Genomic DNA, 25,816 nt, shown 5'->3' on the forward strand with positions numbered 1-25,816 from the left:
TCAGACGGTGTTTCCGTCAACATTCTGATTCGGGAATTCGGCGAGCTGTACAATAATCGGAAGCTTCCGGCACTGCGCATTCAATATAAAGACTATGCCGTATGGCAAGAAGGATTTAAAACAGGGGACGCGTACAAAACGCAGGAGGCGTACTGGCTGAAGCAGCTCGAGGGCGAGCTGCCTGTGATGGATCTTCCGGCTGATCATGCCCGCCCGCCGGTGCGAAGCTTCGCGGGTGACAAGGTCTCATTTACGCTGGAACCAGAGGTTACATCAGGCCTTCACAAGCTGGCACGAGAAAACGGAAGCACACTGTACATGGTGCTCCTTGCGGCTTACACCGCGTTCTTGTCACGCTTAAGCGGACAGGAGGATATCATCGTTGGCTCGCCAATTGCCGGCCGTCCGCACAAGGATCTTGAGCCGATACTCGGCATGTTTGTGAACACGCTCGTGCTTCGGACACGCCCGGAGGGCGGGAAGCCATTCGTACAGTATTTGCAGGAAGTGCGTGAGACAGCATTGGAAGCCTTTGAGCACCAAGATTACCCGTTCGAAGAGCTTGTTGATAAGCTTGAATTGACACGGGATATGAGCAGAAATCCGCTGTTTGACGTAATGTTTGTTCTTCAAAACATGGATCAGGAATCGTTGGAGCTGGATGAACTTTGTCTCAAACCTGCAGCAAACAATGGGCATCAAACGTCCAAATTTGATTTAACCCTATATGCTCAGGAACAGCTCCACGGTTTGCTGACGTTCCAAATGGAGTTTAGTACTGACTTATATAAGAAAAAAACGATAGAAAAGTGGCTTCAATACTTCATCAATATGTTACTCTCCATCATCAAAGACAACAAAGCCGCTCTCGGAACAATAAATATCCTGAATGAGGATGAGACCCATTACCTTATCCACGAGCTCAATCGTACAAAAATAGATTATCCAAGAAATGAAACCATCAGCAGACTCTTTGAAATGCAGGCTGAACAAACGCCTAATGCTGTAGCGATTGTCAGCGACACCCAAGTATTTACTTACGAGGACCTGAACAGCTGGGCAAATCAAATTGCCTCAGTTCTACAGATTAAGGGCGTAGGGCCTGATAGTGTTGTAGCCTTGTTGACAGGCAGAACACCAGAACTCATTGCAGGAATGCTGGGCATTCTAAAAGCCGGGGGAGCCTATCTGCCTATTGCTTCTGATCTGCCTGTTGAACGAATAGCTTATATGCTGTCAGACAGCGGGGCGGCATTACTCCTTCAATCTGAAAAAACAGAAAAACAACTATTAGACATTGAATGTGAACAAATCATAATCGAAGATATTCAAAAGCAAGGAAAAACGAAGAACGTTGATTCTTCAGCAGGGCCACATTCACTCGCATATATCATTTATACCTCTGGATCAACCGGTAAACCAAAGGGTGTCATGATTGAGCAGCGAAGTGTAATTCGTCTTGTTAAAAACAGCAATTATATTACATTTACACCTGAAGACCGCCTTCTGATGACATCATCAATCGGTTTCGACGTTGGGTCATTTGAAATTTTCGGACCGCTGCTAAATGGTGCCGCTTTGCATCTGTCCGATCAACAAACATTTCTCGATTCCCATCAGCTTAAGAGGTACATAGAACATCAAGGAATCACAACGATTTGGCTGACATCTTCTCTATTCAATCATTTGACAGAACAAAATGAACAAACATTTTCACAGCTGAAACATTTGATTATAGGCGGAGAAGCTTTGTCGCCGAGCCACGTCAATCGAATCAGAAATGTCTGCCCTGAAGTATCTATATGGAATGGATATGGCCCTACCGAAAATACAACTTTTTCGACATGCCTTCACATTCAAAAAACATATGAACTTTCCATTCCGATCGGGCGGCCGGTTGGTAATTCCACCGCTTATATCTTAAATCAATGGGGAGTGCTGCAGCCGGTCGGAGCTGTCGGTGAACTTTGTGTCGGCGGAGATGGCGTCGCCAGAGGATATTTGGGCCGTCCTGATTTAACGAAAGAGAAATTTGTCCCACATCCATTTGCACCTGGCGATCGACTGTATCGCACAGGTGATCTGGCACGCTGGCTTCCTGATGGCACAATTGAGTACGTTGGCCGTATTGATGATCAAGTAAAAGTCAGAGGCTATCGTGTGGAGCTGGGTGAAATCGAATCAGCACTTCGTCAAATAGACGGGGTCAAAGAAGCCGCAGTGTTAGCACGTACAGCCCAGACCGGGAGCAAAGAGCTGTTTGGCTATATCAGCGTAAAAGCAGGCACGAATGCTGAACAAGTGCGTTCACTTCTCGCGCGTTCGCTGCCAAACTATATGATCCCGGCGTACATTATTGAAATGGAGACTCTTCCGCTCACATCAAACGGCAAATTGAACCGAAAAGCACTTCCTGAACCAAATTTCACATCTAAACAAACGTACGCTCCGCCTCGAAATGACCTTGAAGACCAACTTGTGTTGATCTGGCAGGAGGTTCTCGGCATCCAGAGGATCGGAATAGAGGATTCGTTTTTTGAATTGGGCGGAGATTCAATCAAAGCGCTTCAAGTTTCTGCACGCCTTGGGCGCTATGGGCTAAGCTTGCAGGTAAGTGATTTATTCCGTCATCCAAAGATAAAGGACTTATCACCATTTATCTGTAAGTCAGAGAGAATCATAGAGCAAGGACCCGTTCAGGGAGACGTTCCTTGGACGCCTGTTCAGCAATGGTTTTTTTCACAAGATATTGAAGAAAGACACCATTTCAATCAGTCTGTCATGCTATTCCATTCTGGACGTTTGTCTGAAAACGCCCTTAGACCAGCCTTGAAAAAACTGGCGGAGCATCATGATGCGCTTCGGATGGTTTATCGCAACGATGGCAGGCGATGGATTCAAATCAACCAAGGCATTCATGAGTTACAGCTATACAGCTTAAGAACCTCTGATCTTTCACAGTCAGAAAGCGGCTGGGAGACGCAAGTCAAACAAGAAGTTGCAGATCTTCAGCAAAGCATCAATTTGCAGGAAGGACCATTGTTGCACGCCGCTTTGTTTAAAACACTGACCGGAGATTACTTGTTCCTTGCGATCCATCACCTTGTCGTTGATGGTGTCTCATGGCGGATTTTGCTGGAGGATTTGTCAGCAGGATATCAACAAGCTGCTGCAGGCCAGACGATCCAGCTTCCGCCTAAAACTGATTCCTATCAGGAATACGCAAGACGCATACAGGAATATGCCCAAAGCAGTAAGCTGATTCGCGAAGAGGCGTATTGGCGAAGTGTAGAAGAACAGCAAGCCGCAGAACTGCCATATGAAATACCGCATCATGTGAACATCGACTCCAGCAAAAGGGACTCATTAAGCTTTTCACTGACTGAAGCAGACACCGCCGTCTTGCTGCAAAACGTCAATTACGCCTATGGCACAGATACACAAGATATTCTGTTAACCGCAGCATCCTTGGCGATTTGTGAATGGACAGGAGGAAGTAAGCTCCGTATCGCTATGGAAGGACACGGGAGAGAACACATTCTGCCAGAGTTAGATATCAGCAGGACGGTCGGCTGGTTTACATCCATGTATCCGGCCCTCATAAGCTTTGAAAATCATAGGGATGAGCTCGGAACCGCAGTAAAAACCGTTAAAGATACACTGGGCCGGATACCAAACAAAGGGGTAGGTTACGGTATGCTGAAATACCTTACACACCCTGAAAATAAAAGCATTACGTTTTCAAAAACACCTGAAATCAGCTTTAACTATTTGGGCCAGTTCAACGACATCGAAAGACAGGACACCTTCCGCCCATCAAGCCTTGGTAGCGGAAAGGATATCACTCATACATGGAAGCGCGAGCAAATTATCGAGATGAGCGCAATGGCAGCAGACAAAAAGCTCCATTTCAATCTTAGTTATCCGCCAGCCCGCTTTCACAGAAACACAATGGAGCAGCTTATTAACAGGATTGAACACTTTTTGCTGGACATTATGAAACACTGCGCCGGTCAACAGAAAGCAGAAAAGACACTGAGCGATTTCAGCAGTCAATCATTAACGGCTGAGGACTTGGACAGCATATCCAGCTTGGTGGAAGAATTGTAGAAAATCGTGACAGGGAGACATGAACATGACAAAAGCGAATTCAATTCAGGATATTTATCCGCTGTCTTACATGCAGGAAGGGATGCTTTTCCATTCCCTCCTGCAAAAAGATTCACAGGCGTATGTTGAGCAAGCTTCTTTTACAATAGAAGGAAAAGTCAACCCGCAGTTTTTTCAAAACAGCATCAACGCTCTTGTAGAAAGACATGATATTTTCAGAACGATTTTTATCAGCCAAAATGTTTCCTCCCCTCAGCAGGTTGTTCTGAGAGAACGAAATGTCATCGTACTGGAAGAAGACATTACTCATTTAAACGAGGCGGAGCAATCACAGTTTATCGAGCAATGGAAAGAAAAAGACCGGGACCGGGGGTTTCATTTGCAAAAGGATGTGCTCATGCGCATCTCTCTTATTCAAACAGGAGAGAGCCAGTACACTTGCATTTGGACCTTTCATCATATCATGATGGACGGTTGGTGCCTCAGCATTGTGCTAAAGGAGTTTCTGCATATTTACGCATCTTATGTAAATGCATCCCCAATAACATTGGAGCCGGTCCAGCCATACGGAAAGTATATCAAATGGCTGATGGAGCAAGACAAAGAGCAGGCGGTTTCTTATTGGGACCATTATCTTTCCGGCCACGAACAGCAAACCGTGCTCCCGAAGCAGAAAAAAACAAAGGGAAAAAGCAGGCAGGAACACGTTACATTTTCATTATCTAAGGAAGAAAGCAGCAGGCTTTCAGAGCTTGCTGCTAGAGAAGAAGTGACACTCAGTACGATTTTTCATACCATTTGGGGCATTCTGCTACAAAAATATAATAATAACGATGACGCCGTATTCGGTTCTGTCATTTCAGGAAGACCCGCAGAAATCGAAGGCATTGAACATATGGTAGGTCTTTTCATTAATACGATGCCGGTTCGGGTGCAAGGGGCAAAAACGCCATTTCTTCAACTTATAAAAGATATGCAAAAAGACCGTCTTGCCGCTGAAGCGTACAGCTACCACCCTTTATATGAGATTCAATCCCGCTCAGCTGTTAAGCAAGGGCTGATTGATCATATTCTCGTATTTGAAAACTATCCGGTGCAGCAAGAGATTCAAATGCTGAACAAACAGGAACATGCTTCTGATCTTTTTCAGATTCATAATTTCACTGTCGCAGATGAAACCAACTACAGCTTTTATCTTATGGTGGCGCCAGGGGAAGAAATTCATATCAAAATGAACTATGATGCGGAGCGGCACGATCGGTCTTTTGTGCTTTCTGTCAAAGAGCATCTTCTGAATGCTGTATCACAAATCTTAAATAATCCGAATCTTCCACCTGAAGAAATCGATATCACGACAGATACTGAAAAGCGGCAGCTGATTGGAGAAATCACAGATCGAACACCAGTTTACGAAACCATCCATGCCATGTTTGAAAAGCAAGCGGAAAAGACACCAGATGCTCATGCTGTAATTGATCAAGCCTGCTCATTAACATACAGAGAACTGAATAAAGCGGCTAACAGATTGGCACGGCATTTACGAATGAAAGGCGTTGTGAGACAGGAACCCGTTGCGATTATGATGGATCGCTCTGCGGCGTTTATCACCGGCGTTCTTGGAATCTTAAAGGCAGGCGGCGCCATTGTTCCGGTTGATCCGCATTACCCGGCTGACAGAATCCGTTATATTCTGCATGATTGCGGCTGTTCGCATGTTGTTTCACAAGCGCATCTTTCCTCATCGTTAGAAGACAATTACATTATCACTCATCCAGAAGATATCGAAAGCAAAGTAGACGGCAGTAACATAAAGTCAGTCAACAATGCTGACGATCTGCTGTATATGATTTATACATCAGGCACAACAGGTAAACCAAAGGGTGTTCAATTTGAGCATCGAAACATGGCTAACTTGCTGAAGTTCGAATATACTCACTCCGGCATTGACTTTGAAGCAGATGTTCTGCAATTTGCTACACCTTCCTTCGACGTCTGCTATCAAGAAATATTTTCTGCGCTTCTGAAAGGCGGCACACTCCACATCGTGCCAGAAGCCATAAAAAGAGATGTGCCTCAGCTGTTTGCATTTATAAACAAGCATCAGACGAATATTGTGTTTCTCCCAACTGCTTTTATCAAAATGATTTTCAGCGAGCGAGAACTTGCGAACTCGTTTCCTGATGGCGTCAAACACCTGATCGCAGCCGGGGAACAATTAATGATTTCAGACCTTTTCCAAGATGTGTTGCGTGAACGCGGCATACACCTGCACAATCATTACGGACCTTCAGAAACTCATGTGGTATCTACGTATACCATTCATCCTGGAGACCCTATTCCTGAGCTTCCGCCAATCGGTAAACCGATAGGCTGTACTGATCTATATATTTTGAATCATCAAAAACAGCTTCAGCCATGCGGCGTACCAGGCGAACTCTATATTTCCGGCGCAAGTGTTGCCAGAGGATATGTCAATCACGATAAACTGACAAGCGACAAATTTTCATCCGATCCATTCAAGCCTGGTGCGATCATGTACCGGACAGGTGATTTGGCCAGACGGCTTGAAGACGGCAACATCGAATATATCGGACGGGCAGACAATCAAGTGAAAATCAGAGGTTATCGAATTGAGCCGCAAGAAATCGAAGTCACGTTAATGAATCACCCGGACATTAGTGAGGCTGCCATTCTCATCTGGCAAGATCAAAACGGTGAACATGAATTATGCGCTTACTATTGCAGTGTACAAAAGCTGAACGCAATAGATTTACGCAGTTATATTGCTAGTGAGCTCCCAGAATACATGATTCCGGCGAAATGGATATGGGTTGACAGCATACCTCTTACCCCAAATGGAAAAGTAGATCGCGCAGCACTTCCGGGGCCAGATGCTTCAATCAGCGGAAATCCTTATACCGCCCCTCGTAATCTGTTAGAGGCAAAGCTTTCACAACTATTTGAAGATGTACTGAATAATGGCCATATAGGCATCCAAGACAACTTTTTTGACCATGGCGGCCACTCGTTAAAAGCAACAGTGCTTATGTCACGGATCGCAAAGGAATTCCATGTGCAAGTTCCGCTAAAGGACATCTTTGCCCATCCGACTGTTGAAGGATTAGCTTCAATCATTCGAGAGGCAGAACAAAATCCGTATGCAGCAATTGAACCAGCAGAAGAAAGGGGTACATATCCTGTATCTTCGGCCCAAAAACGAATGTATGTGCTTCAACAGCTTGATGAGGGTGTCGCCTATAACATGCCTGCGGTCTTAGAACTGGAAGGTGCACTGGATGTCGCCAAACTGTCTGCTGTATGTAAAGAACTGATCAATCGGCATGAGCCGCTTCGAACTTCCTTTGTATCCGGAGCTGATGACGAGCCGGTTCAGCGTATCCACACCGAAGTGCCGTTTACGTTAAGTAAAGAGACCACTATCGAGGGATTTGTCCGTCCCTTTGATCTCAGCCAGGCGCCATTATTTAGAGCAGGCCTTATAGAAGTGTCAAACGAGAAGCATGTATTGCTGGTAGATATGCACCATATCATTTCAGATGGTGTATCCGTTCAGCACCTAATCAGAGAATTTACCGATCTTTATGCAAACCGGCAGCTTAAGCCATTGCGGATCCAATATAAAGATTATGCCGTATGGCAGCAGAAATTTAAAAAGGGAGACTCGTACCAAAAGCAGGAGACTTACTGGCAGCAGCAGTTTAGCGGGGACCTTCCTATACTGGAGCTTCCAACAGATAAACGACGTCCGGCAGAACGGCAATTCATAGGCGGAAAAGTAACCTTTCAATTGGACAAAGAGATCACGGCCCGCATAAAGCGGCTCGCCCATAAAAACAGAAGCACGCTTTATATGACGCTTCTCGCTTTGTATTCAGCCTTTTTGTCTCGGTTAAGCGGTCAGGATGATATCGTGATTGGTTCACCTATCGCCGGGCGGCCCCATGCCGACCTTGAAGCTGTTCTTGGGATGTTCGTCAATACATTGGCTCTCCGCACACGCCCGGCGGGTAATAAGACATTTGAGGAATTCCTAAAAGAAGTCAGACAGACGGCACTAGAAGCGTATGAGCATCAGGATTACCCGTTTGAAGAGCTTGTGGACAAACTCGGTGTGCAGCGGGAAATGAGCCGGAATCCTTTGTTTGACACAACGCTAGTCCTTCAGAATATGGAACAGCAAAAGCTAAAAATGAATGATGTACAGCTTCAGTGGAACGACTTGGAGCACCCAATATCAAAATTTGATATTTCCCTATACGTTACAGAGCATGATTCCGAGCTTTTCTGTCAGTTTGAATACAGTACAGCTTTGTTTGAGAAAGAAACCATCCAAAGGTGGGCCAGCCTTTTCACCACGCTTGTGGAACATACAGCTGCCAGCCCTGAAACAGAATTGGACGATATTCCAATCTTAACAAAAGAAGAAGAGAGAGATTTCATTGAATCATGCCATCCGTATGAGGAGACGGGCTATTCAATGAATCAAACGCTCCACTATGCACTCGAACAGCAGGCAGCAAAAACGCCTGATCAGGCGGCCGTTATCTTCGAAGATGGAGTGATGACCTATAAAGAATTGAACGAACAGGCTAACCGTATCGCCTGGGAGCTAATTGGACGGGGGGTAAAACCCGAAACGACTGTTGCCATTATAGGAAAGCGTTCACCTGAAATGCTGCTTGGCATTTATGGCATTCTTAAAGCTGGCGGCGCTTATCTGCCCATCGACCCGGATTATCCGGAAGAACGAATCAGCTTTCTGCTGGAGGACAGCGGTACAAACATTCTCCTGCTTCAGTCTGCCAGCCTTCATATTCCGGCATTTACAGGAGAGATTGTCTATCTCAATCAGACAAATAGCGGACTGGCACATCGTTTGTCCAATCCGAATGTGGATGTTCTCCCGCAATCTTTAGCCTATGTCATCTATACATCCGGCTCTACCGGGATGCCTAAGGGTGTTGAAATTGAACATCGATCAGCGGTGAATTTTTTGAATTCCCTACAGTCCCGCTATCAGCTAAAGCATTCAGATATGATTATGCACAAAACATCATATTCATTCGATGCTTCAATATGGGAGCTGTTTTGGTGGCCTTATGCCGGAGCTTCTGTTTATCTGCTTCCTCAGGGAGGCGAAAAAGAACCTGAAGTGATCGCGAAGGCCATAGAAGAACAAAAGATCACAGCTATGCATTTTGTGCCTTCAATGCTCCATGCATTTTTAGAACATATAAAATATCGCTCTGTACCGATTAAGACAAACAGACTCAAGCGAGTGTTTTCTGGGGGAGAACAGCTGGGGACCCATCTTGTCTCCCGATTTTACGAGTTGCTTCCAAATGTTTCAATAACCAATTCCTATGGGCCAACGGAAGCAACCGTAGAAGCTGCATTCTTTGATTGTCCGCCGCATGAAAAACTTGAACGGATCCCAATTGGAAAACCTGTTCATCATGTCAGATTATATATCCTGAATCAGAATCAGCGGATGCTGCCTGCTGGATGTATCGGCGAACTGTACATTGCCGGAGCGGGTGTTGCCAGAGGTTATTTGAATCGGCCGGCATTAACGGAGGAGCGTTTTCTTGAAGACCCGTTTTACCCGGGGGAACGCATGTACAAAACAGGAGACGTGGCGCGCTGGCTCCCTGACGGGAATATTGAATTCCTGGGACGGTTGGATGATCAGGTAAAAATTCGCGGCTACCGGATTGAGCCGGGAGAGATTGAAGCGGCACTAAGAAGCATAGAAGGCGTAAGGGAGGCGGCCGTTACCGTACGGACAGACAGCGGCGAGCCGGAATTATGCGCTTATGTAGAAGGGCTCCAAAGAAACGAAATCCGAGCGCAGCTTGAGAGACTGTTGCCGGGCTACATGGTCCCAGCCTATATGATAGAGATGGAACAGTGGCCGGTTACACCAAGCGGAAAGCTCGACCGAAACGCCCTGCCAGCTCCTGACGGAGCGGCAGATGCGGAGACCTACACAGCGCCGAGAAACGTGACTGAGATGAAGCTTTCTCAGCTGTGGGAGGACGTGCTGAAAAATGGCCCTGTCGGGATTCACGACAACTTTTTTGACCGCGGGGGACATTCCTTAAAAGCAACGGCGCTTGTCTCACGGATCGCCAAAGAATTCGATGTACAGGTGCCGCTAAAAGATGTGTTTGCCCATCCGACGGTAGAAGGACTGGCTACCGTTATCCGTGAAGGAACGGACAGTCCATATGAAGCGATTAAGCCCGCTGAAAAACAGGAAACCTATCCGGTTTCCTCTGCCCAAAAGCGGATTTATGTCCTTCAGCAGCTGGAGGACGGAGGGACAGGCTACAATATGCCGGCTGTGTTAGAGCTCGAAGGGAAGCTCAATCCTGAAAGGATGGACAGAGCTTTCAAAGAACTGATCAAGCGCCACGAGTCGCTTCGGACCTCCTTCGAACAGGACGCAGGAGGCGATCCGGTGCAGCGCATCCATGACGAGGTGCCATTTACGTTACAGACTACAGTTCTCGGCGCACGAACCGAACAGGAGGCCGCAGCTGCATTTATCAAACCGTTTGATCTCAGCCAAGCGCCGCTGTTCCGTGCCCAAATCGTAAAGGTATCAGATGAGCGGCACCTGTTGCTGGTTGATATGCATCACATCATTTCAGACGGTGTTTCCGTCAACATTCTGATTCGGGAATTCGGCGAGCTGTACAATAATCGGAAGCTTCCGGCACTGCGCATTCAATATAAAGATTATGCCGTATGGCAAGAAGGATTTAAAACAGGGGACGCGTACAAAACGCAGGGGGCGTACTGGCTGAAGCAGCTCGAGGGCGAGCTGCCTGTGCTGGATCTTCCGGCTGATCATGCCCGCCCACCGGTGCGAAGCTTCGCGGGTGACAAGGTCTCATTTACGCTGGAACCAGAGGTTGCATCAGGCCTTCACAAGCTGGCACGAGAAAACGGAAGCACACTGTACATGGTGCTCCTTGCGGCTTACACCGCGTTCTTGTCACGCTTAAGCGGACAGGAAGATATCATCGTCGGCTCGCCAATTGCCGGCCGGCCGCACAAGGATCTTGAGCCGATACTCGGCATGTTTGTGAACACGCTGGCGCTTCGGACACGCCCGGAGGGCGGGAAGCCGTTTGTACAGTACTTGCAGGAAGTGCGTGAGACAGCATTGGAAGCCTTTGAGCATCAGGATTACCCATTCGAAGAGCTTGTCGATAAGCTTGAATTGACACGGGATATGAGCCGAAATCCAGTGTTTGATGCGATGTTAGTTGTTCAAAATAATGATTACGAGCCATTGCATCTTCATGATTTGCAAATGAAGCCGGCACAAGTTTCTCATCTCGTTTCTAAATTCGATTTGACACTACAGGCATCTGAGGGCGACGAAAATATTCATTTCCTTTTTGAATATTCAACCGCATTGTTCGAGAAAACCACCATTGAACGCTGGGCATCGCATTTAACAAATGTACTTAGCATCATCGGTAAAAACCCGGAGGTGACACTTAACCAGATCGACATCCTGACCCAAGAAGAGCGGCACCAGCTGCTTAATGAGTTTAACACCGGGCAAGCGAATCAATACGGAGTTCAAACAATCAGTCAATTGTTTGAGCAGCAAGCTGCACGAACACCAAAAGCTTCTGCACTTGTCAGCGGAGACAAAACACTGACGTATCAAGAGTTGGACGAGTGGTCCAATGGAATCGCACGTGCATTGCGCAGCCGAGGTGTTAAGCCGGACACACCAGTAGGCATCATGATGCATCGTTCGTTCAGTATGATAGCATCCATACTTGGCGTGTGGAAAGCCGGAGGCTGTTACGTTCCCATTGATCCTGAATACCCGACAGAACGGAAACGCTATATCCTTAGCGACAGCGGAACGAAACTGCTGATGACAATAAATGAAGCGGATCTGGGAGTACTTGCTGACTTTGAAGGAGAGATCTTGACGATAGAAAGCGTAGAGGAAGACGACAAATCGCCGCTGCCGCAAATGTCGTCTGCCCATCATTTGGCTTATATCATTTATACCTCTGGAACGACGGGCCGTCCAAAAGGGGTAATGGTCGAGCATAAAGGTATTGCTAACACTCTTCAGTGGCGGCGAAACGCTTATGCATTCAACGAGACAGATACCATTCTGCAGCTCTTTTCTTTCTCATTTGACGGCTTTATAACTAGTATGTTTACACCGCTTTTGTCAGGTGCAAAAGCCGTTTTGCTTCATGAAGAGGAAGCGAAGGATATTCTGGCCATTAAGCATCAGCTGTCTCGTCAACGGATTACACATATGATTATAGTGCCTGTTTTATATCGAGCGCTTTTGGACATAGTGCAGCCGGAAGATGTAAAGACGCTTAGAGTCGTCACACTGGCGGGAGAAGCGGCTGACCGCGAATTGATCGACCGCAGCTTAGCTATATGTCCGCATACCGAACTCGCCAACGAATATGGACCGACAGAAAACAGCGTGGCGACTACCGTCATGAGACATATGGAAAAGCAGGCATACGTAAGCATCGGCAAGCCGATTGACAGGACTCAAGTGCTGATTTTAAATAGCAATCATCAGCTTCAGCCAATCGGTGTTGCGGGAGAGCTTTGTATAGCAGGAACAGGGCTTGCAAGAGGGTACGTCAATCTTCCAGAACTGACAGAGAGAGCATTCACGCAGAATCCATTTAAACCCGAAGCACGAATGTACCGAACAGGAGACGCCGCCAGATGGATGGCCGACGGTACACTCGAATATCTCGGAAGAATCGATGATCAAGTCAAAATCAGAGGATACCGTGTAGAAACGAAAGAAATTGAATCGGTCATCCGGTGTATAAATGGTGTAAAAGACGCCGCAGTAGTTGCTCATGTAACAGCGTCAGGACAAACCGAATTAAGTGCTTATGTGGTGACAAAACCAGAGTTGAGCACAAATGCTGTACGCTCAGAATTACAAAACAAGCTGCCGGTGTTTATGCACCCTGCGTTTATTGAAAAACTGGACTCACTTCCATTGTCACCAAACGGCAAGCTGGATCGCGGAGCACTTCCAAAACCTGTATACAACCACGAAGGTGAACGTCCATTCCTCCCGCCAGCCAGCAAAATGGAACAAATACTGGCAGATATATGGAAAGAAGTACTGGGGGCAGAAAAGATCGGAACAGCTGATTCGTTCTTTGAGCTTGGCGGAGATTCGATCAAAGCGTTACAGGTATCTGCGCGGCTTCACCGGATAGGCAAGCAAATGGCAGTGAAAGATTTGTTTAGCCATCCGACCATTCAAGAATTGGCAGCTTATATCCGTGATTCAGATACAAGTTCCAGCCAAGCTGCGGTTGAGGGAGACGTACAGTGGTCGCCTGTTCAAAAATGGTTCCTTTCTCAAGATATAAAAGAAAAACACCATTTTAATCAGTCCGTAATGCTGCATCGAAGCACCTCTGTACAAGAAGACGCACTGCGCAAAACGTTAAAAGCAATAACGTGTCATCATGATGCGCTGCGAATGGTGTTTACACAGAATGAACAAGGAAAGTGGGATCAATATAATCGGCCGCTCAGTCATTCGGACGACGCGTTGTACGACCTTCAGATGATTGATTTATCAGCTCCGGACGGCACTGATGGAAATAGCGCGTATGAGCCTATTATCAAACGTCATGTACTTGATATTCAGCAGAAAATGGATTTGAAGAATGGTCCGCTGCTGCAAGCCGGTCTTTTCCACACAATTGACGGTGATTTCTTATTTTTATCTGCTCATCACCTCGTCGTTGACGGCATTTCATGGCGGGTTCTGCTTGAAGATTTGGCTTTAGGGTATCGCCAAGCTGCAGGCGGGGAGGATATCAAACTGCCGCCTAAAACAAGCTCGTTTAAAGCGTATGCGAAAAAGCTCTCTGACTACGCTGAAAGCCAGCAGCTAATGAAACAGCTCAAGTATTGGCGCGAAGCCGAAGAGTATCAAACAGAGGCATTGTCTTTTGATCAAATCGATGGAACTAGAGCACACGAGGGACAACGGTCCACGATTTCGTTTACCTTAAACGAGAAAGAGACAGCAGCACTCTTAAAAGACGCCAACAGCGCATATAACACTGATACGCAGGACATGCTGCTCGCTTCTGTCATTCTTGCGCTGCGCCATTGGACCAATCAATCCGCCTTCAAACTATCATTAGAGGGCCACGGGCGAGAGGATGTATTAGAAGGAATAGATGTGAGCCGGACGGTTGGATGGTTTACCGCCATTTATCCGTTATTGGTTAAATTGAACGCAGACTTGCCAGATTCGGAAGAATACATGGTTCATGTGCTAAAAACAACAAAAGATACACTGAGACGTGTACCTGACAAAGGATTCGGCTACGGTGTCATCAAATATTTGACTCCGCCTGGCAAAAAAGACATCAATTTCACAGGTGCACCAGAAATCAGCTTTAATTATCTTGGTCAATTTGAAAGCGGCCGCACAGCTGAAGTACCTGAGGAGGACGCCTTCTCATTCTCTCCGCTGGGTGCCGGGGGTGATATCAGCACAACATGGAACCGTGAACAGTCGCTGGATATCAGTGCAATCGCTGCAGAAGGGAAAATGACTGTCAATATGACTTATGACACTACCCGTTTTCAGCGCAAAACCATCGAACAGCTTAGCGAAACTTGCCGTCAATTTTTATTACAGCTGATCGAACACTGCCAGAACAAAAGCGAAACAGAAAAAACGATCAGCGATTATGATGATCAAGAACTGACCGAGGATGCCCTGCAAGAGATTGCTGATATGCTCAGTTTTCACTAATGAAACCGTGAAGAAAGGTGCAGACACTATGGATACCATTAAAAAAATCAAGAACATTTATCCTCTGAGTCACATGCAGGAGGGAATGCTCTATCATTCCTTCCTCCGTAAAGAGGAGGGGGCATACGTTGAGCAGTCGCTCTTCACCATTAAAGGAAGCCTCAGCTATGAATGGTTTCAGCGCAGCATTCAAGCCATTATCGACCGCCATGATATTTTCAGAACCGTGTTTTTGCCGCACGTCCCGCATTTGTCGGGACCTCGGCAAGTCGTGATGACAGAACGTGAATTCCATTTGAACAGCGAAGACATTTCTCATCTGTCAACAAACGACCAGAATGAGTATATTGAACGCTTTAAAGAGAAGGACAAGCAAAAAGGCTTTGATCTGCAAAAAGACATGCTGATGCGGATTTCTCTATTCAAAACAGCTAAAGATGAGCATGTCTGTATCTGGAGTCACCATCATATTTTAATGGACGGATGGTGCCTAGGTATTGTTATGCAGGAATTTATGCAAATTTATCAATCGATTCATGCAGGAAAGCCGCTTTCATTAGACCCTGTCCGTCCGTACAGCACCTATATTTCCTGGCTGACAAACCGAGACAAAGAAAAAGCAGCGGCCTACTGGGATACCTATTTAAAAAACTACAGCACTCCATCACCTCTGCCTCGTGTGTCTGATAAAGAAACAAAAGAAGGTTATCACCGTGAAGATTTGATATTTTCATTAAATAAACCACTGACAGACAAGCTCAAAGAGACTGCCAAACAACATGGCGTCACGCTCGCTACCCTTATTCAGACGGTCTGGGGTGTGATGCTGCAGCAATATAACCGCACAGACGACGTTGTGTTTGGCGCAGTTGTATCAGGAAGACCGTCAGAAATCCCAGGCGTGGAGCAAATGATAGGGTTGTTTATCAATACCATACCGATTCGAATTAAAACACATCAAGACGAAACGTTTCACGAGCTGCTCATACGATGCCAGAAAGAAATGCTGGAAGCTGAGCCGTTTACCTGCCAGCCTTTATTTGATATTCAGGCAAACACCGCATTAAAACAGGAACTGATTGATCACATTATCGTCTTTGAAAACTATCCGTTACAGCAGAAAATCGCCGATTCCGCTGATCAAACCGATTCACCGCTGCAAATCGATCAAGTTCAAGTATCCGAGCAATCAGGATATAACTTTAATCTTGTCGTTGCTCCCGGCGAAGAGCTTGTCATCAAGTTCAGCTATAATGCGTTTGTTTACGATGCTGCCTGGATCAGCTGTATCAAGAGGCAATTTACGCAAGCGCTTAGCACAGCGGCACAGCACCCTCATATGCCAATTGCTGATTTTTCTTTTCTTGATGCAACAGAAAAAGAGCAGATTGTCACACAGTTCAACAATACAAAAACGGAGTATCCAAAGAATCATACAATTATCGATTTATTTCGCGAACAAGCAGAAAAAACGCCAGACCATACCGCACTTGTGTATGGCAATATGTCTATTTCGTATAAAGAGCTTGATAAACGCTCTAATGCGCTCGCCAGAGAGTTAATTCAAAAGGGATTTCGGAAAAACGAGACAGCCGGAATATTGGCTGCACATTCTCCCGAATTCATGATCAGTGTGCTTGCCGTATTAAAAGCAGGGGGAGCATACCTCCCGCTTGATGCGGAGCTTCCGCCTGAACGAGTCAGCTTTATGCTTGAGGAAACGCAGGCAAAAATACTGATTGTTCAAAAGGGGCTGGAGCAAAATGCTGCGTTCTCAGGAACATGTATGATTGCAGATGCGCAGGCATTGATGGAAGAGAATCATTTTCCTATCAACAGCAGCTCCAGTCCAGATGATCTTGCATATATCATGTATACCTCAGGATCAACAGGCCGGCCGAAAGGGGTCATGATCACGAATCGCAATGTCGTGTCCCTTGTCAGCAACAGCAATTACACGTCTGCGTCCGGTGATGACCGGTTTATTATGACTGGATCTATCAGCTTTGACGCCGTCACCTTTGAAATGTTCGGGGCACTTTTAAATGGCGCAAGCCTTCATATCATTGATAAATCGACAATGCTGACACCTGATCGGTTTGGAGCGTATTTGCTTGAAAATGGCATCACAGTGCTATTTTTAACGACGGCTCTTTTTAATCAGCTGGCACAGGTACGAGCTGACATGTTTCGCGGACTCCATACGTTATATGTCGGAGGAGAAGCACTCTCTCCTGCCCTGATGAATGCCGTCAGACACGCCTGTTCAGATCTCGCGCTTCATAATATTTACGGGCCTACGGAAAACACGACTTTTTCAACCTTTTTTGAAATGAAGAGAGACTATGCGGGGCCGATTCCGATTGGAAAACCAATCAGTAATAGCACCGCTTACATCTTAGATACAAAAGGACGTCTTTTGCCAATAGGCGTTCCCGGCGAGCTTTGTGTTGGCGGTGATGGAGTCGCTAAAGGCTATTTGAACAGAGAAGATCTGACAAATGCTGTGTTTTCTCCTCATCCTTTCTTGCCTGGAGAAAGAATATACCGTACCGGTGATTTGGCGCGCTGGCTGCCTGATGGAAACTTAGAATACATCAGCAGAATTGACAGGCAAATGAAAATCCGCGGAAAACGAATTGAGCCTGCCGAAATAGAAGCGCGACTGTTAGAAATGGAAGGCGTTCAAGAAGCAGCAGTGACATTGAGAGAAAAAGATGGAGAGGCGCAGCTGTACACTCATTACGTCGGTGATCACAAAAAAACAGATATGGATTTTCGCGCCGATTTGGCGCGTGTGCTTCCAGACTATATGATCCCGCAGCACTGGGTGCGTGTGGAGCGGATGCCGCTTACCGGAAACGGAAAAATAGACCGCAGCGCGCTGCCTATTCCAGAAAATAAGCCTGCCAAACGACAGGACATCATATTGCCAAGAAACTTGGTTGAAGAAGAATTGGCGAACATTTGGAAGCAAGTCCTCGGTGTTAACACAATCAGTATTGATGATGACTTCTTTGCTATTGGCGGACATTCACTAAAAGCACTGCAAGTCATACATACACTAAAACATCAGCAGCACATTGACATACCGATTGATTTCTTGTTCGAACATCCGACAATCGCTCAGCTTGCCGAAAAACTTTATTCTAAACAGCTGACAGCGGCAGATGAACAGCATGTGATCAAACTGAACCAGTACGGCACGCAAAATCTTTTCTGCTTCCCGCCGATATCAGGATTTGGCATTTATTTTAAAGACCTTGCTTTATTGCTGAATGAGAAGGCAGCCGTATACGGGTTTCACTTTATTGAACAAGACACCCGCATTGAACAATATGTTAATTGCATGACGGACATACAGCCTGAGGGCCCATACGTTTTATTAGGCTACTCTGCAGGCGGAAACCTGGCTTTTGAAGTGGCACAGGCTATGGAGCGCAAAGGATTGGAAGTCAGCGACTTCATTATCGTGGACGCTTATCTAAAAGAACAGCCTTTGCCTATCGATACCGGGAATGACGAATCTGCAGCATATCTGCCTGAAGCAGTCAGAGAAAAGGTGATGAAGAAAAAAAGAAACTATCAGGCATATTGGGCACAATTGCTGAATGAAGGGCACATCAAAGCAAGCATTCATTTCATCGAAGCTGGAATCCGCCCCGAAACCAGCGAGAATACAGGCTTAACGAAATGGGAAGGCGCCTGTGGAAACTATAGTGAGTACACGGGTTTTGGCGCTCATAAAGACATGCTGGAAGGAACATATGCTGAAAAGAATGCTGACATCATCCTCGACATTTTAGAAAAGATCACTTCAAATAAAGCAATCCCGCACAAACAATAGAGCGGATTCGCGGACAAAAGCATTCTTTGTCCGCTTCTTTTTGTATCAAAGAATGGATCGATGACACTAGGGAATGATAACATCATCCTTTTTCTTGGAGGCTTGTCATGGAGCATTTATCTTTTCTTACGTTTATCATGCTGATTCTAGCCAGTTACAGGCTGACACATTTGATTGTATTCGACAAAATCACAGAATTTATCCGAAAACCTTTTATGAAAAAGAAAAGGATTGTTGATCAAAACGGGCATGTAGATGAAAAAAGCGTGCCGGCTTCTAACTTTGGATACATGCTCAATTGCTACTGGTGTGCCGGTGTTTGGTGTGCCATCTTGATCGGACTTGGCTATCTTTTTTTGCCTCGTATTGCAATACCGCTGATCTTTATTTTAGCCATCGCTGGGGCACAAGCGATCCTTGAAACGGCTGTCGGTGTCGGCGTAAAACTTATTGACGTGTTAAAAAGTCTACAAACCATGATGAATGATAAAAAGTCCTAAAAGCGGTTCACAACATGCTTTAGGACTTTTTTCGTTTATTTAGTGAGATAGACATTCTGTTAATCACCCTTTTATAGCCCGGGAATACCGTAATAGCGAATAGTGAAAGTGATGTAATGGGGGAGAAGAAACAGAATGAAGGTTTGCCAAAAGTCGATTGTCCGTTTCCTTGTCAGCTTGATCATCGGAACGTTTGTCATTTCCGTTCCGTTTATGGCCAATGCGCAGTCTGACAGGGAGCTGAGAGCCGTATGGATTGCTTCCGTATTAAATATTGATTGGCCGTCCAAAAAAGGGTTATCTGTGAAAGAGCAAAAACAGGAGTATATCAAACTGCTGGACGATGTGCAAAAAATGGGAATGAACGCCGTTATCGTTCAGATTAAACCGACGGCTGATGCTCTTTATCCGTCAGCTTACGGGCCTTGGTCGGAATACTTAACCGGTGTTCAAGGGAAGGACCCGGGCTATGATCCTCTTGCATTTATGATTGAAGAAACCCATAAACGAAATTTGGAATTTCACGCGTGGTTTAATCCTTACCGTATTACAATGAATCATACAGATCTTAATAAATTGTCTGAGGGGCACCCGGCAAGAAAACATCCAGATTGGGTTGCCACCTACGGAAACCAGCTGTATTATCACCCAGGCATTCCAGAAGCGAGAGATTTTATCGTCAAAGGCATTGAAGAAGTCGTAAAACATTATGATATCGATGCTGTTCATATGGATGATTATTTTTACCCTTATAAAATAGCAGGACAGGAATTTCCTGATCAAGCACAGTACGAACAATACGGAAAAGACGCTTTTTCTAATATCGATGACTGGCGGCGGGACAATGTGAACCAGCTTGTCAAACAAATCAACCAAACAATTAAAGCTGCAAAACCGTATGTCAAATTCGGCATCAGTCCCTTTGGAGTATGGAGAAACGCCGCAGATGACCCGACCGGATCGAATACAAAAGCAGGCATCAGAAATTATGACGATCTATATGCAGACACAAGACATTGGATCCAAGAAGGCGACATCGATTATATTGCTCCGCAAATTTATTGGAGTATCGGCTTTAACGCAGCGGCTTACGACGTGCTGGCTGATTGGTGGAGCAATGAAGTCAAAAATAGGCCTGTTCACTTATATATTGGCCAGGCAGCATATAAAATCAATAACAATTTTGATCCGCCTTGGTCCGACCCTGAGGAATATGTGCGGCAAATCACTTTGAACCGCCAGCTTGAACTGGTGAAAGGAAGCATGCATTTCAGTCTCAAGGATCTCAACAAAAATCCGCTTGGCATCAAAGACAGGCTCATCGCCGATCTTTACAGCAAGCCGGCACTGGTTCCGCAAATGCCTTGGCTTGACAATACCGCCCCAAAAAAACCGAAGCTTACGAAAGTCACCGAAGACAAAAACGGCAATCTTCTGCAGATTAAAGATCACCCATCAAATCAAAAAACGAAAGAAACAGCCTATTATGCGATATACAGAGCCGAAGGGAAAAAGCAGAGAACATTGCTGGCAACGCAAAGAAAAACACATGAGCAGCAAACCTTCTTAGATAACACGGCAGATCCTAACAAGAAATATACGTATTATGTCACTTCAGCAGACCGGCTTCATAACGAAAGCAAGGCTTCCAAACGAACAACAAAATAAGAAATGAGAAGGACGGCTTTCTAAGTCGTCTTTTTTTAAAAAGTGATTTTGGAGACAGGAAACGATGGTAAACCGCTGAATTTTTTAAAAAACAAAGGAGAGATTCACATGAATATGGAGGCGGTTTTTGGACTTTTTCCAGTATTGGAATCTGAGAAACTAGTACTAAATAAAATCGAAGAGAAACACGTACAGGACGTGTTTTACGTTTTCATTTCTCGTCTGGTTAGGTGCCACATTATTTTTTGTGCTGTTCGGAGATGCTGTGTTGACTGATCCGGCTGAAGAAGCCTTTTTGCCGAACTTTCTTCTCTTGGGAGCGGGCACCGCTCTTGTTTTATGCCTTGTGTTCTTTCTCTATCAAAAACTCGATCAATCACAGTTCGCGGTGATCAAGCTAGGTATATGGGGATCAGCGGTCGGTTTATTGATGGATACGATTTCCCTTTGGAATCATCCCCTCATCTTCCCGGCTTTATCAAAGGGCCAAGTTATTGCGTTTGCGATATGGATGGTATGCGCCTACTGCATGTATTTGCTCATTCCGCTGAAATTATCACATAAAAAATGATTCAGTTTTAATTTTCAGACTTTTCTTGTCAGGGAATGATTATAGAACTCGCCTAATAGGATGTTACAAAGATGTGAAGGAGGAAACGATGTGAATTTTGAGCTGACAAAAGAACAACAAATGGTGCGTGAAATGGTAAAAGATTTTGCGAAAAAAGAAATTGCTCCTCACGCTGAACATGTAGATCAAACAGGCGAGTTCCCGATGCAAACATTTAAAAAAATGGGTGAACTCGGTCTGATGGGTATTCCATTTCCAGAAGAATACGGCGGATCTGGCGGTGATACGATTTCATATGCCTTAGCGGTTGAAGAAGTCGGCAAAGCCTGCGGCAGTACTGGATTAAGCTATGCTGCAGCGGTCTCGCTAGGCGCAAGCCCTCTATACTACTTCGGAACAGAAGAGCAAAAACGGACGCATTTGACGCCGCTGGCTTCAGGCACAGCACTCGGATCATTCGGCCTGACGGAGCCAAATGCAGGCTCAGATGCAGGAGGCACTCAAACAAAAGCGATTTCAAATGGTGACGAGTATGTAATCAACGGCGAAAAGTGCTGGATCACTAATGCAAGCTACGCACGCACAGTTATTGTGACTGCAGTAACAGGCAAAAACAAAGATGGAAAAAACATCATCTCCGCATTAATCGTGCCAACTGACACACCAGGACTTACGATTACGAGCCCGTACGATAAAATGGGCGTCCGCGGTTCGAATACAGCGGAAATTTTGCTTGAGGATGTAAGAGTGCCTGCGGCCAACTTACTCGGCGATCCAACAAAAGGGTTTAAACAGTTTCTATATACGCTGGACGGTGGTCGAATCTCCATCGCTGCTCTTGCAGTCGGCATTGCCCAGGCGGCCCTTGACGCATCATTGGCATATGCGAAAGAACGAAAGCAGTTTGGACAGCCGATTTCTTCCTTTCAAGCGATTCAATTTAAGCTTGCTGACATGGCGATGGAAATTGATCTGGCACGGCAAATGGTGTTAAAAGCCGCCTGGCTGAAAGACCATAACCGCCCGTTCACCAAAGAAGCGGCGTACGCCAAGCTATTCGCATCTGAAATGGCGACAAGAGCTTGCAATCAAGCCATTCAAATCCATGGAGGTTCAGGCTATATGAAAGAGTATGGGGTGGAACGGATGCTGCGGGACGCAAAATTAATGGAAATCGGTGAAGGCACATCTGAAATTCAGCGTCTCGTGATCGCCAGACAGCTTTTAAAATAAAAATGTAAACGCTTTCCCATCATTAAGAAAGGAGGAACAAGCAATGGCTGAACTCATCCATTCCACAATCGGCAGGCTGCTGGAACAAACAGCTGATGCGTATCCCGATCGAGATGCTGTTGTGTATCCAGACCGAAATATCCGCTATACGTACGCTCAATTTGACAGTCTGTGCCGTCAAACCGCTAAAGGTCTTATGCGGATGGGGATTGGGAAAGGAGACCACGTCGCCATATGGGCTTCTAATATCCCTGAATGGCTTGCCGTCCAGTTCGCAACTGCAAAGATCGGAGCCGTGCTCGTAACCGTCAATACCAATTATCAAGCACACGAGCTTGATTACTTGTTAAAGCAATCGGATGCCGCGGCACTTATCATCATGGATTCATACAGAGGCACTTCTTATTCAGACATCGTGAACAGTTTAATACCAGAACTGCAAGAAGCAATGCCCGGCCAACTGAAATCAGAACGCTATCCCTTTTTAAAAACGCTGATCTATATTGGCAATAAACGATTGTCTGGCTTATATCATTGGGACGATATAGAGATATTGGCGAAAACAGTGACAGATGCTGAGCTTGAAGAGAGAATGAACAGCCTGGATAAAGACGATGTGATTAATATGCAATACACATCAGGAACGACAGGGTTTCCAAAAGGCGTGATGCTGACCCATTTTAATGTCATCAATAACGCTGCCAATATCGCTGAATGTATGGCTTTATCCTCTCAAGACCGCATGTGCATCCCGGTTCCGTTTTTTCACTGCTTTGGATGCGTGCTTGGGGTTTTGGCATGTGTATCCGTCGGGGCAGCCATGATACCCGTGCAAGAATTTGATCCCGTTACCGTCCTTAAAACGGTAGAAAAAGAGAAATGCACAGCGCTCCATGGTGTGCCTACCATGTTTATCGCCGAGCTGCATCATCCGGATTTTGATGCATATGATCTATCGACGCTCCGAACAGGAATCATGGCCGGCTCTCCCTGTCCAAGTGAAGTGATGAAAGCTGTGATTGAAAGGATGGGCATGAAAGACATTACGATCGCCTATGGACAAACCGAAGCCTCGCCAGTCATTACACAAACGAGAGCAAATGATTCCTTCATAAGAAGAGTCGAAACAACCGGCCGCGCCCTGCCACATACTGAAGTGAGAATTGTAGAACCCGGGACATGTCAAGAAGTTCAAAGAGGCATGCAGGGAGAACTGTGCACCCGCGGCTATCACGTCATGAAAGGCTATTATAAAGACAAAGAAGCGACCAGAAAAGCAATCAATCACGACGAATGGCTGTTTACCGGAGATCTTGCTGTCATGGATGAAGACGGGTACTGCCGCATCACCGGAAGATTAAAAGATATGCTCATCAGAGGCGGCGAGAACATTTATCCGCGGGAAATTGAAGAATTTTTATACCGGCATCCCGCTGTTTTAGATGTACAGGTGGTTGGTGTGCCTGACGCCAAATTCGGGGAGGAAGCTGCAGCCTGGATTAAACTGAAAGACGGTAAAAGCGTTTCACCTGATGAGCTTAAAGCCTATTGCAAAGGGAAAATCGCCCGCCACAAAATTCCGCGTTATGTTATTTTTACGGACGACTATCCGATGACGGCCTCAGGCAAAATTCAAAAATATAAACTGCGAGAAAAAACGATTGAAATGTTCAACCTATCATCAAGTCAATGAGGTGAAATCATGTTTACAAAAGTACTGATCGCCAACCGCGGAGAAATTGCAATGAGAATTATCCGAACATGCAGCCGTCTCGGCATTAAAACGGTCGCGGTTTATTCAGAAGCAGACAAGGACGCGCCCCATACAAAAGCCGCTACAGAGGCTTATTTGATCGGGGAATCGAGAGTCAGTGAAAGTTATTTAAATATAGAGAGAATAATAAAGACGGCGAAAAAAGCAAATGCCGACGCGATCCACCCGGGATATGGATTGTTATCAGAAAACAGCCGATTCGCTGAACGCTGCAAGCAAGAAAACATCGTGTTTATCGGACCTTCCCCTGATATCATCGCAAAGATGGGCAGCAAAATTGAAGCGCGAAAAGCAATGGAGGCTGCAGGAGTCCCTGTGGTGCCAGGCGTTTCTGAATCCCTCGGAGATATAGAGGCAGCCTGCCGCACCGCAAGTCAAATCGGCTATCCTGTCATGCTGAAAGCTTCAGCGGGAGGAGGCGGCATCGGAATGCAGCGTGTTGAAAATGAAGAAGCATTAAAAAAAGCGTACGAGGGAAACAAAAAACGCGCAGCAGATTTTTTCGGTGACGGGTCGATGTATTTAGAAAAAGTTATTGAACATGCGCGTCACATCGAGGTTCAGCTTTTGGCCGATCAACACGGCCATACAGTACATCTGTTTGAACGTGATTGCTCTGTTCAGAGGCGCCACCAAAAAGTCATTGAAGAAGCACCGTCTCCATTTGCAGACGATGAACTAAGAATGAAGATCGGGCAAACAGCGGTAAAAGCAGCGAAGGCAATCGGCTATACGAACGCAGGCACCATCGAATTTATAGTTGACCAGAAGCAAAATTTTTATTTCCTCGAAATGAATACGAGACTGCAAGTTGAACACCCCGTGACTGAAGAAATAACAGGCCTGGACTTAGTTGAGCAGCAGCTGCGAATTGCTGCGGGCCATACACTCACATTCTCCCAAAAAGACATCCAACGGAACGGGCATGCGATAGAGGTTCGAATATACGCGGAAGATCCCAAGACCTTCTTCCCGTCACCAGGTACGATCACTGCGTTTTCACTTCCTGACCAAAAAGGAGTCAGACACGAATGTGCGGTAGCAAAAGACAGCACCGTTACCCCTTTTTATGACCCGATGATCGCTAAGATGATTGTCAAAGGCCAAACCAGAACAGAAGCAATTGAAAAACTAGAGACAGCGCTTCGCGACTATCGTGTAGAGGGAATCAAAACAAATCTTCCGCTTCTCATACAGGCTGCGGCAACAAAGGCATTTAAAGAAGGGGATGTCACGACTGACTTTTTGAAACAACACCTATAAAGGAGGCAGTTGT

At 45.9% G+C, this 25,816-nt stretch carries 9 protein-coding genes and 1 pseudogene; all 10 read left to right on the top strand.

Annotated features, from left to right (window positions below; genetic code table 11):
• Positions 1–4,110, top strand: a pseudogene (gene ppsC, locus ACZ07B_RS06840) (plipastatin non-ribosomal peptide synthetase PpsC); the annotation flags it as partial.
• Between the two features lie 25 nt (positions 4,111–4,135).
• The gene (gene ppsD / locus ACZ07B_RS06845; protein ID WP_464877041.1) at positions 4,136–14,947 is read left to right on the top strand and encodes a plipastatin non-ribosomal peptide synthetase PpsD; all 10,812 of its coding nucleotides are present in this window, start codon (positions 4,136–4,138) and stop codon (positions 14,945–14,947) included.
• A 7-nt stretch (positions 14,948–14,954) separates the two neighbouring features.
• Complete coding sequence (gene ppsE / locus ACZ07B_RS06850) at positions 14,955–18,794, top strand: plipastatin non-ribosomal peptide synthetase PpsE (protein WP_217019817.1); 3,840 nt, start codon at positions 14,955–14,957, stop codon at positions 18,792–18,794.
• Between the two features lie 107 nt (positions 18,795–18,901).
• A complete protein-coding gene (locus ACZ07B_RS06855; RefSeq protein WP_015251983.1) occupies positions 18,902–19,294 on the top strand; it encodes a DUF1360 domain-containing protein in 393 nt (130 codons plus the stop codon).
• 135 nt (positions 19,295–19,429) lie between these two features.
• Positions 19,430–20,962, top strand: coding sequence for a glycoside hydrolase family 10-like protein (locus ACZ07B_RS06860; RefSeq protein WP_217019592.1), 1,533 nt, complete (start codon positions 19,430–19,432; stop codon positions 20,960–20,962).
• Positions 20,963–21,070: 108 nt separating this feature from the next.
• Positions 21,071–21,238, top strand: coding sequence for a hypothetical protein (locus tag ACZ07B_RS06865; RefSeq protein WP_032680566.1), 168 nt, complete (start codon positions 21,071–21,073; stop codon positions 21,236–21,238).
• Positions 21,228–21,533 (top strand): DUF5367 family protein, encoded by a 306-nt coding sequence (locus ACZ07B_RS06870; RefSeq protein ID WP_128737912.1) that lies wholly within the window; start codon positions 21,228–21,230, stop codon positions 21,531–21,533. Before ACZ07B_RS06865 ends, ACZ07B_RS06870 begins: the two co-directional genes overlap by 11 nt.
• Before the next feature lie 90 nt (positions 21,534–21,623).
• Positions 21,624–22,766 (top strand): acyl-CoA dehydrogenase, encoded by a 1,143-nt coding sequence (locus tag ACZ07B_RS06875; RefSeq protein WP_024572330.1) that lies wholly within the window; start codon positions 21,624–21,626, stop codon positions 22,764–22,766.
• 43 nt (positions 22,767–22,809) lie between these two features.
• Positions 22,810–24,459, top strand: coding sequence for an AMP-binding protein (locus tag ACZ07B_RS06880; RefSeq protein WP_217019593.1), 1,650 nt, complete (start codon positions 22,810–22,812; stop codon positions 24,457–24,459).
• A 9-nt stretch (positions 24,460–24,468) separates the two neighbouring features.
• Positions 24,469–25,803 carry an acetyl-CoA carboxylase biotin carboxylase subunit gene (locus ACZ07B_RS06885; protein WP_464877042.1) on the top strand — a complete coding sequence of 445 codons (1,335 nt, stop codon included), beginning with the start codon at positions 24,469–24,471 and terminating at the stop codon, positions 25,801–25,803.
• The last annotated feature ends 13 nt before the right edge of the window (positions 25,804–25,816 follow it).

This window comes from Bacillus sp. 9.4 (genome assembly GCF_055486415.1).

Coding starts and splice junctions, on each gene's coding strand:
- ACZ07B_RS06860 (WP_217019592.1), top strand. CDS start 19,430: ATGAAGGTTTGCCAAAAGTCGATTGTCCGTTTCCTTGTCAGCTTGATC.
- ACZ07B_RS06865 (WP_032680566.1), top strand. CDS start 21,071: ATGAATATGGAGGCGGTTTTTGGACTTTTTCCAGTATTGGAATCTGAG.
- ppsD (WP_464877041.1), top strand. CDS start 4,136: ATGACAAAAGCGAATTCAATTCAGGATATTTATCCGCTGTCTTACATG.
- ACZ07B_RS06855 (WP_015251983.1), top strand. CDS start 18,902: ATGGAGCATTTATCTTTTCTTACGTTTATCATGCTGATTCTAGCCAGT.
- ACZ07B_RS06880 (WP_217019593.1), top strand. CDS start 22,810: ATGGCTGAACTCATCCATTCCACAATCGGCAGGCTGCTGGAACAAACA.
- ACZ07B_RS06885 (WP_464877042.1), top strand. CDS start 24,469: ATGTTTACAAAAGTACTGATCGCCAACCGCGGAGAAATTGCAATGAGA.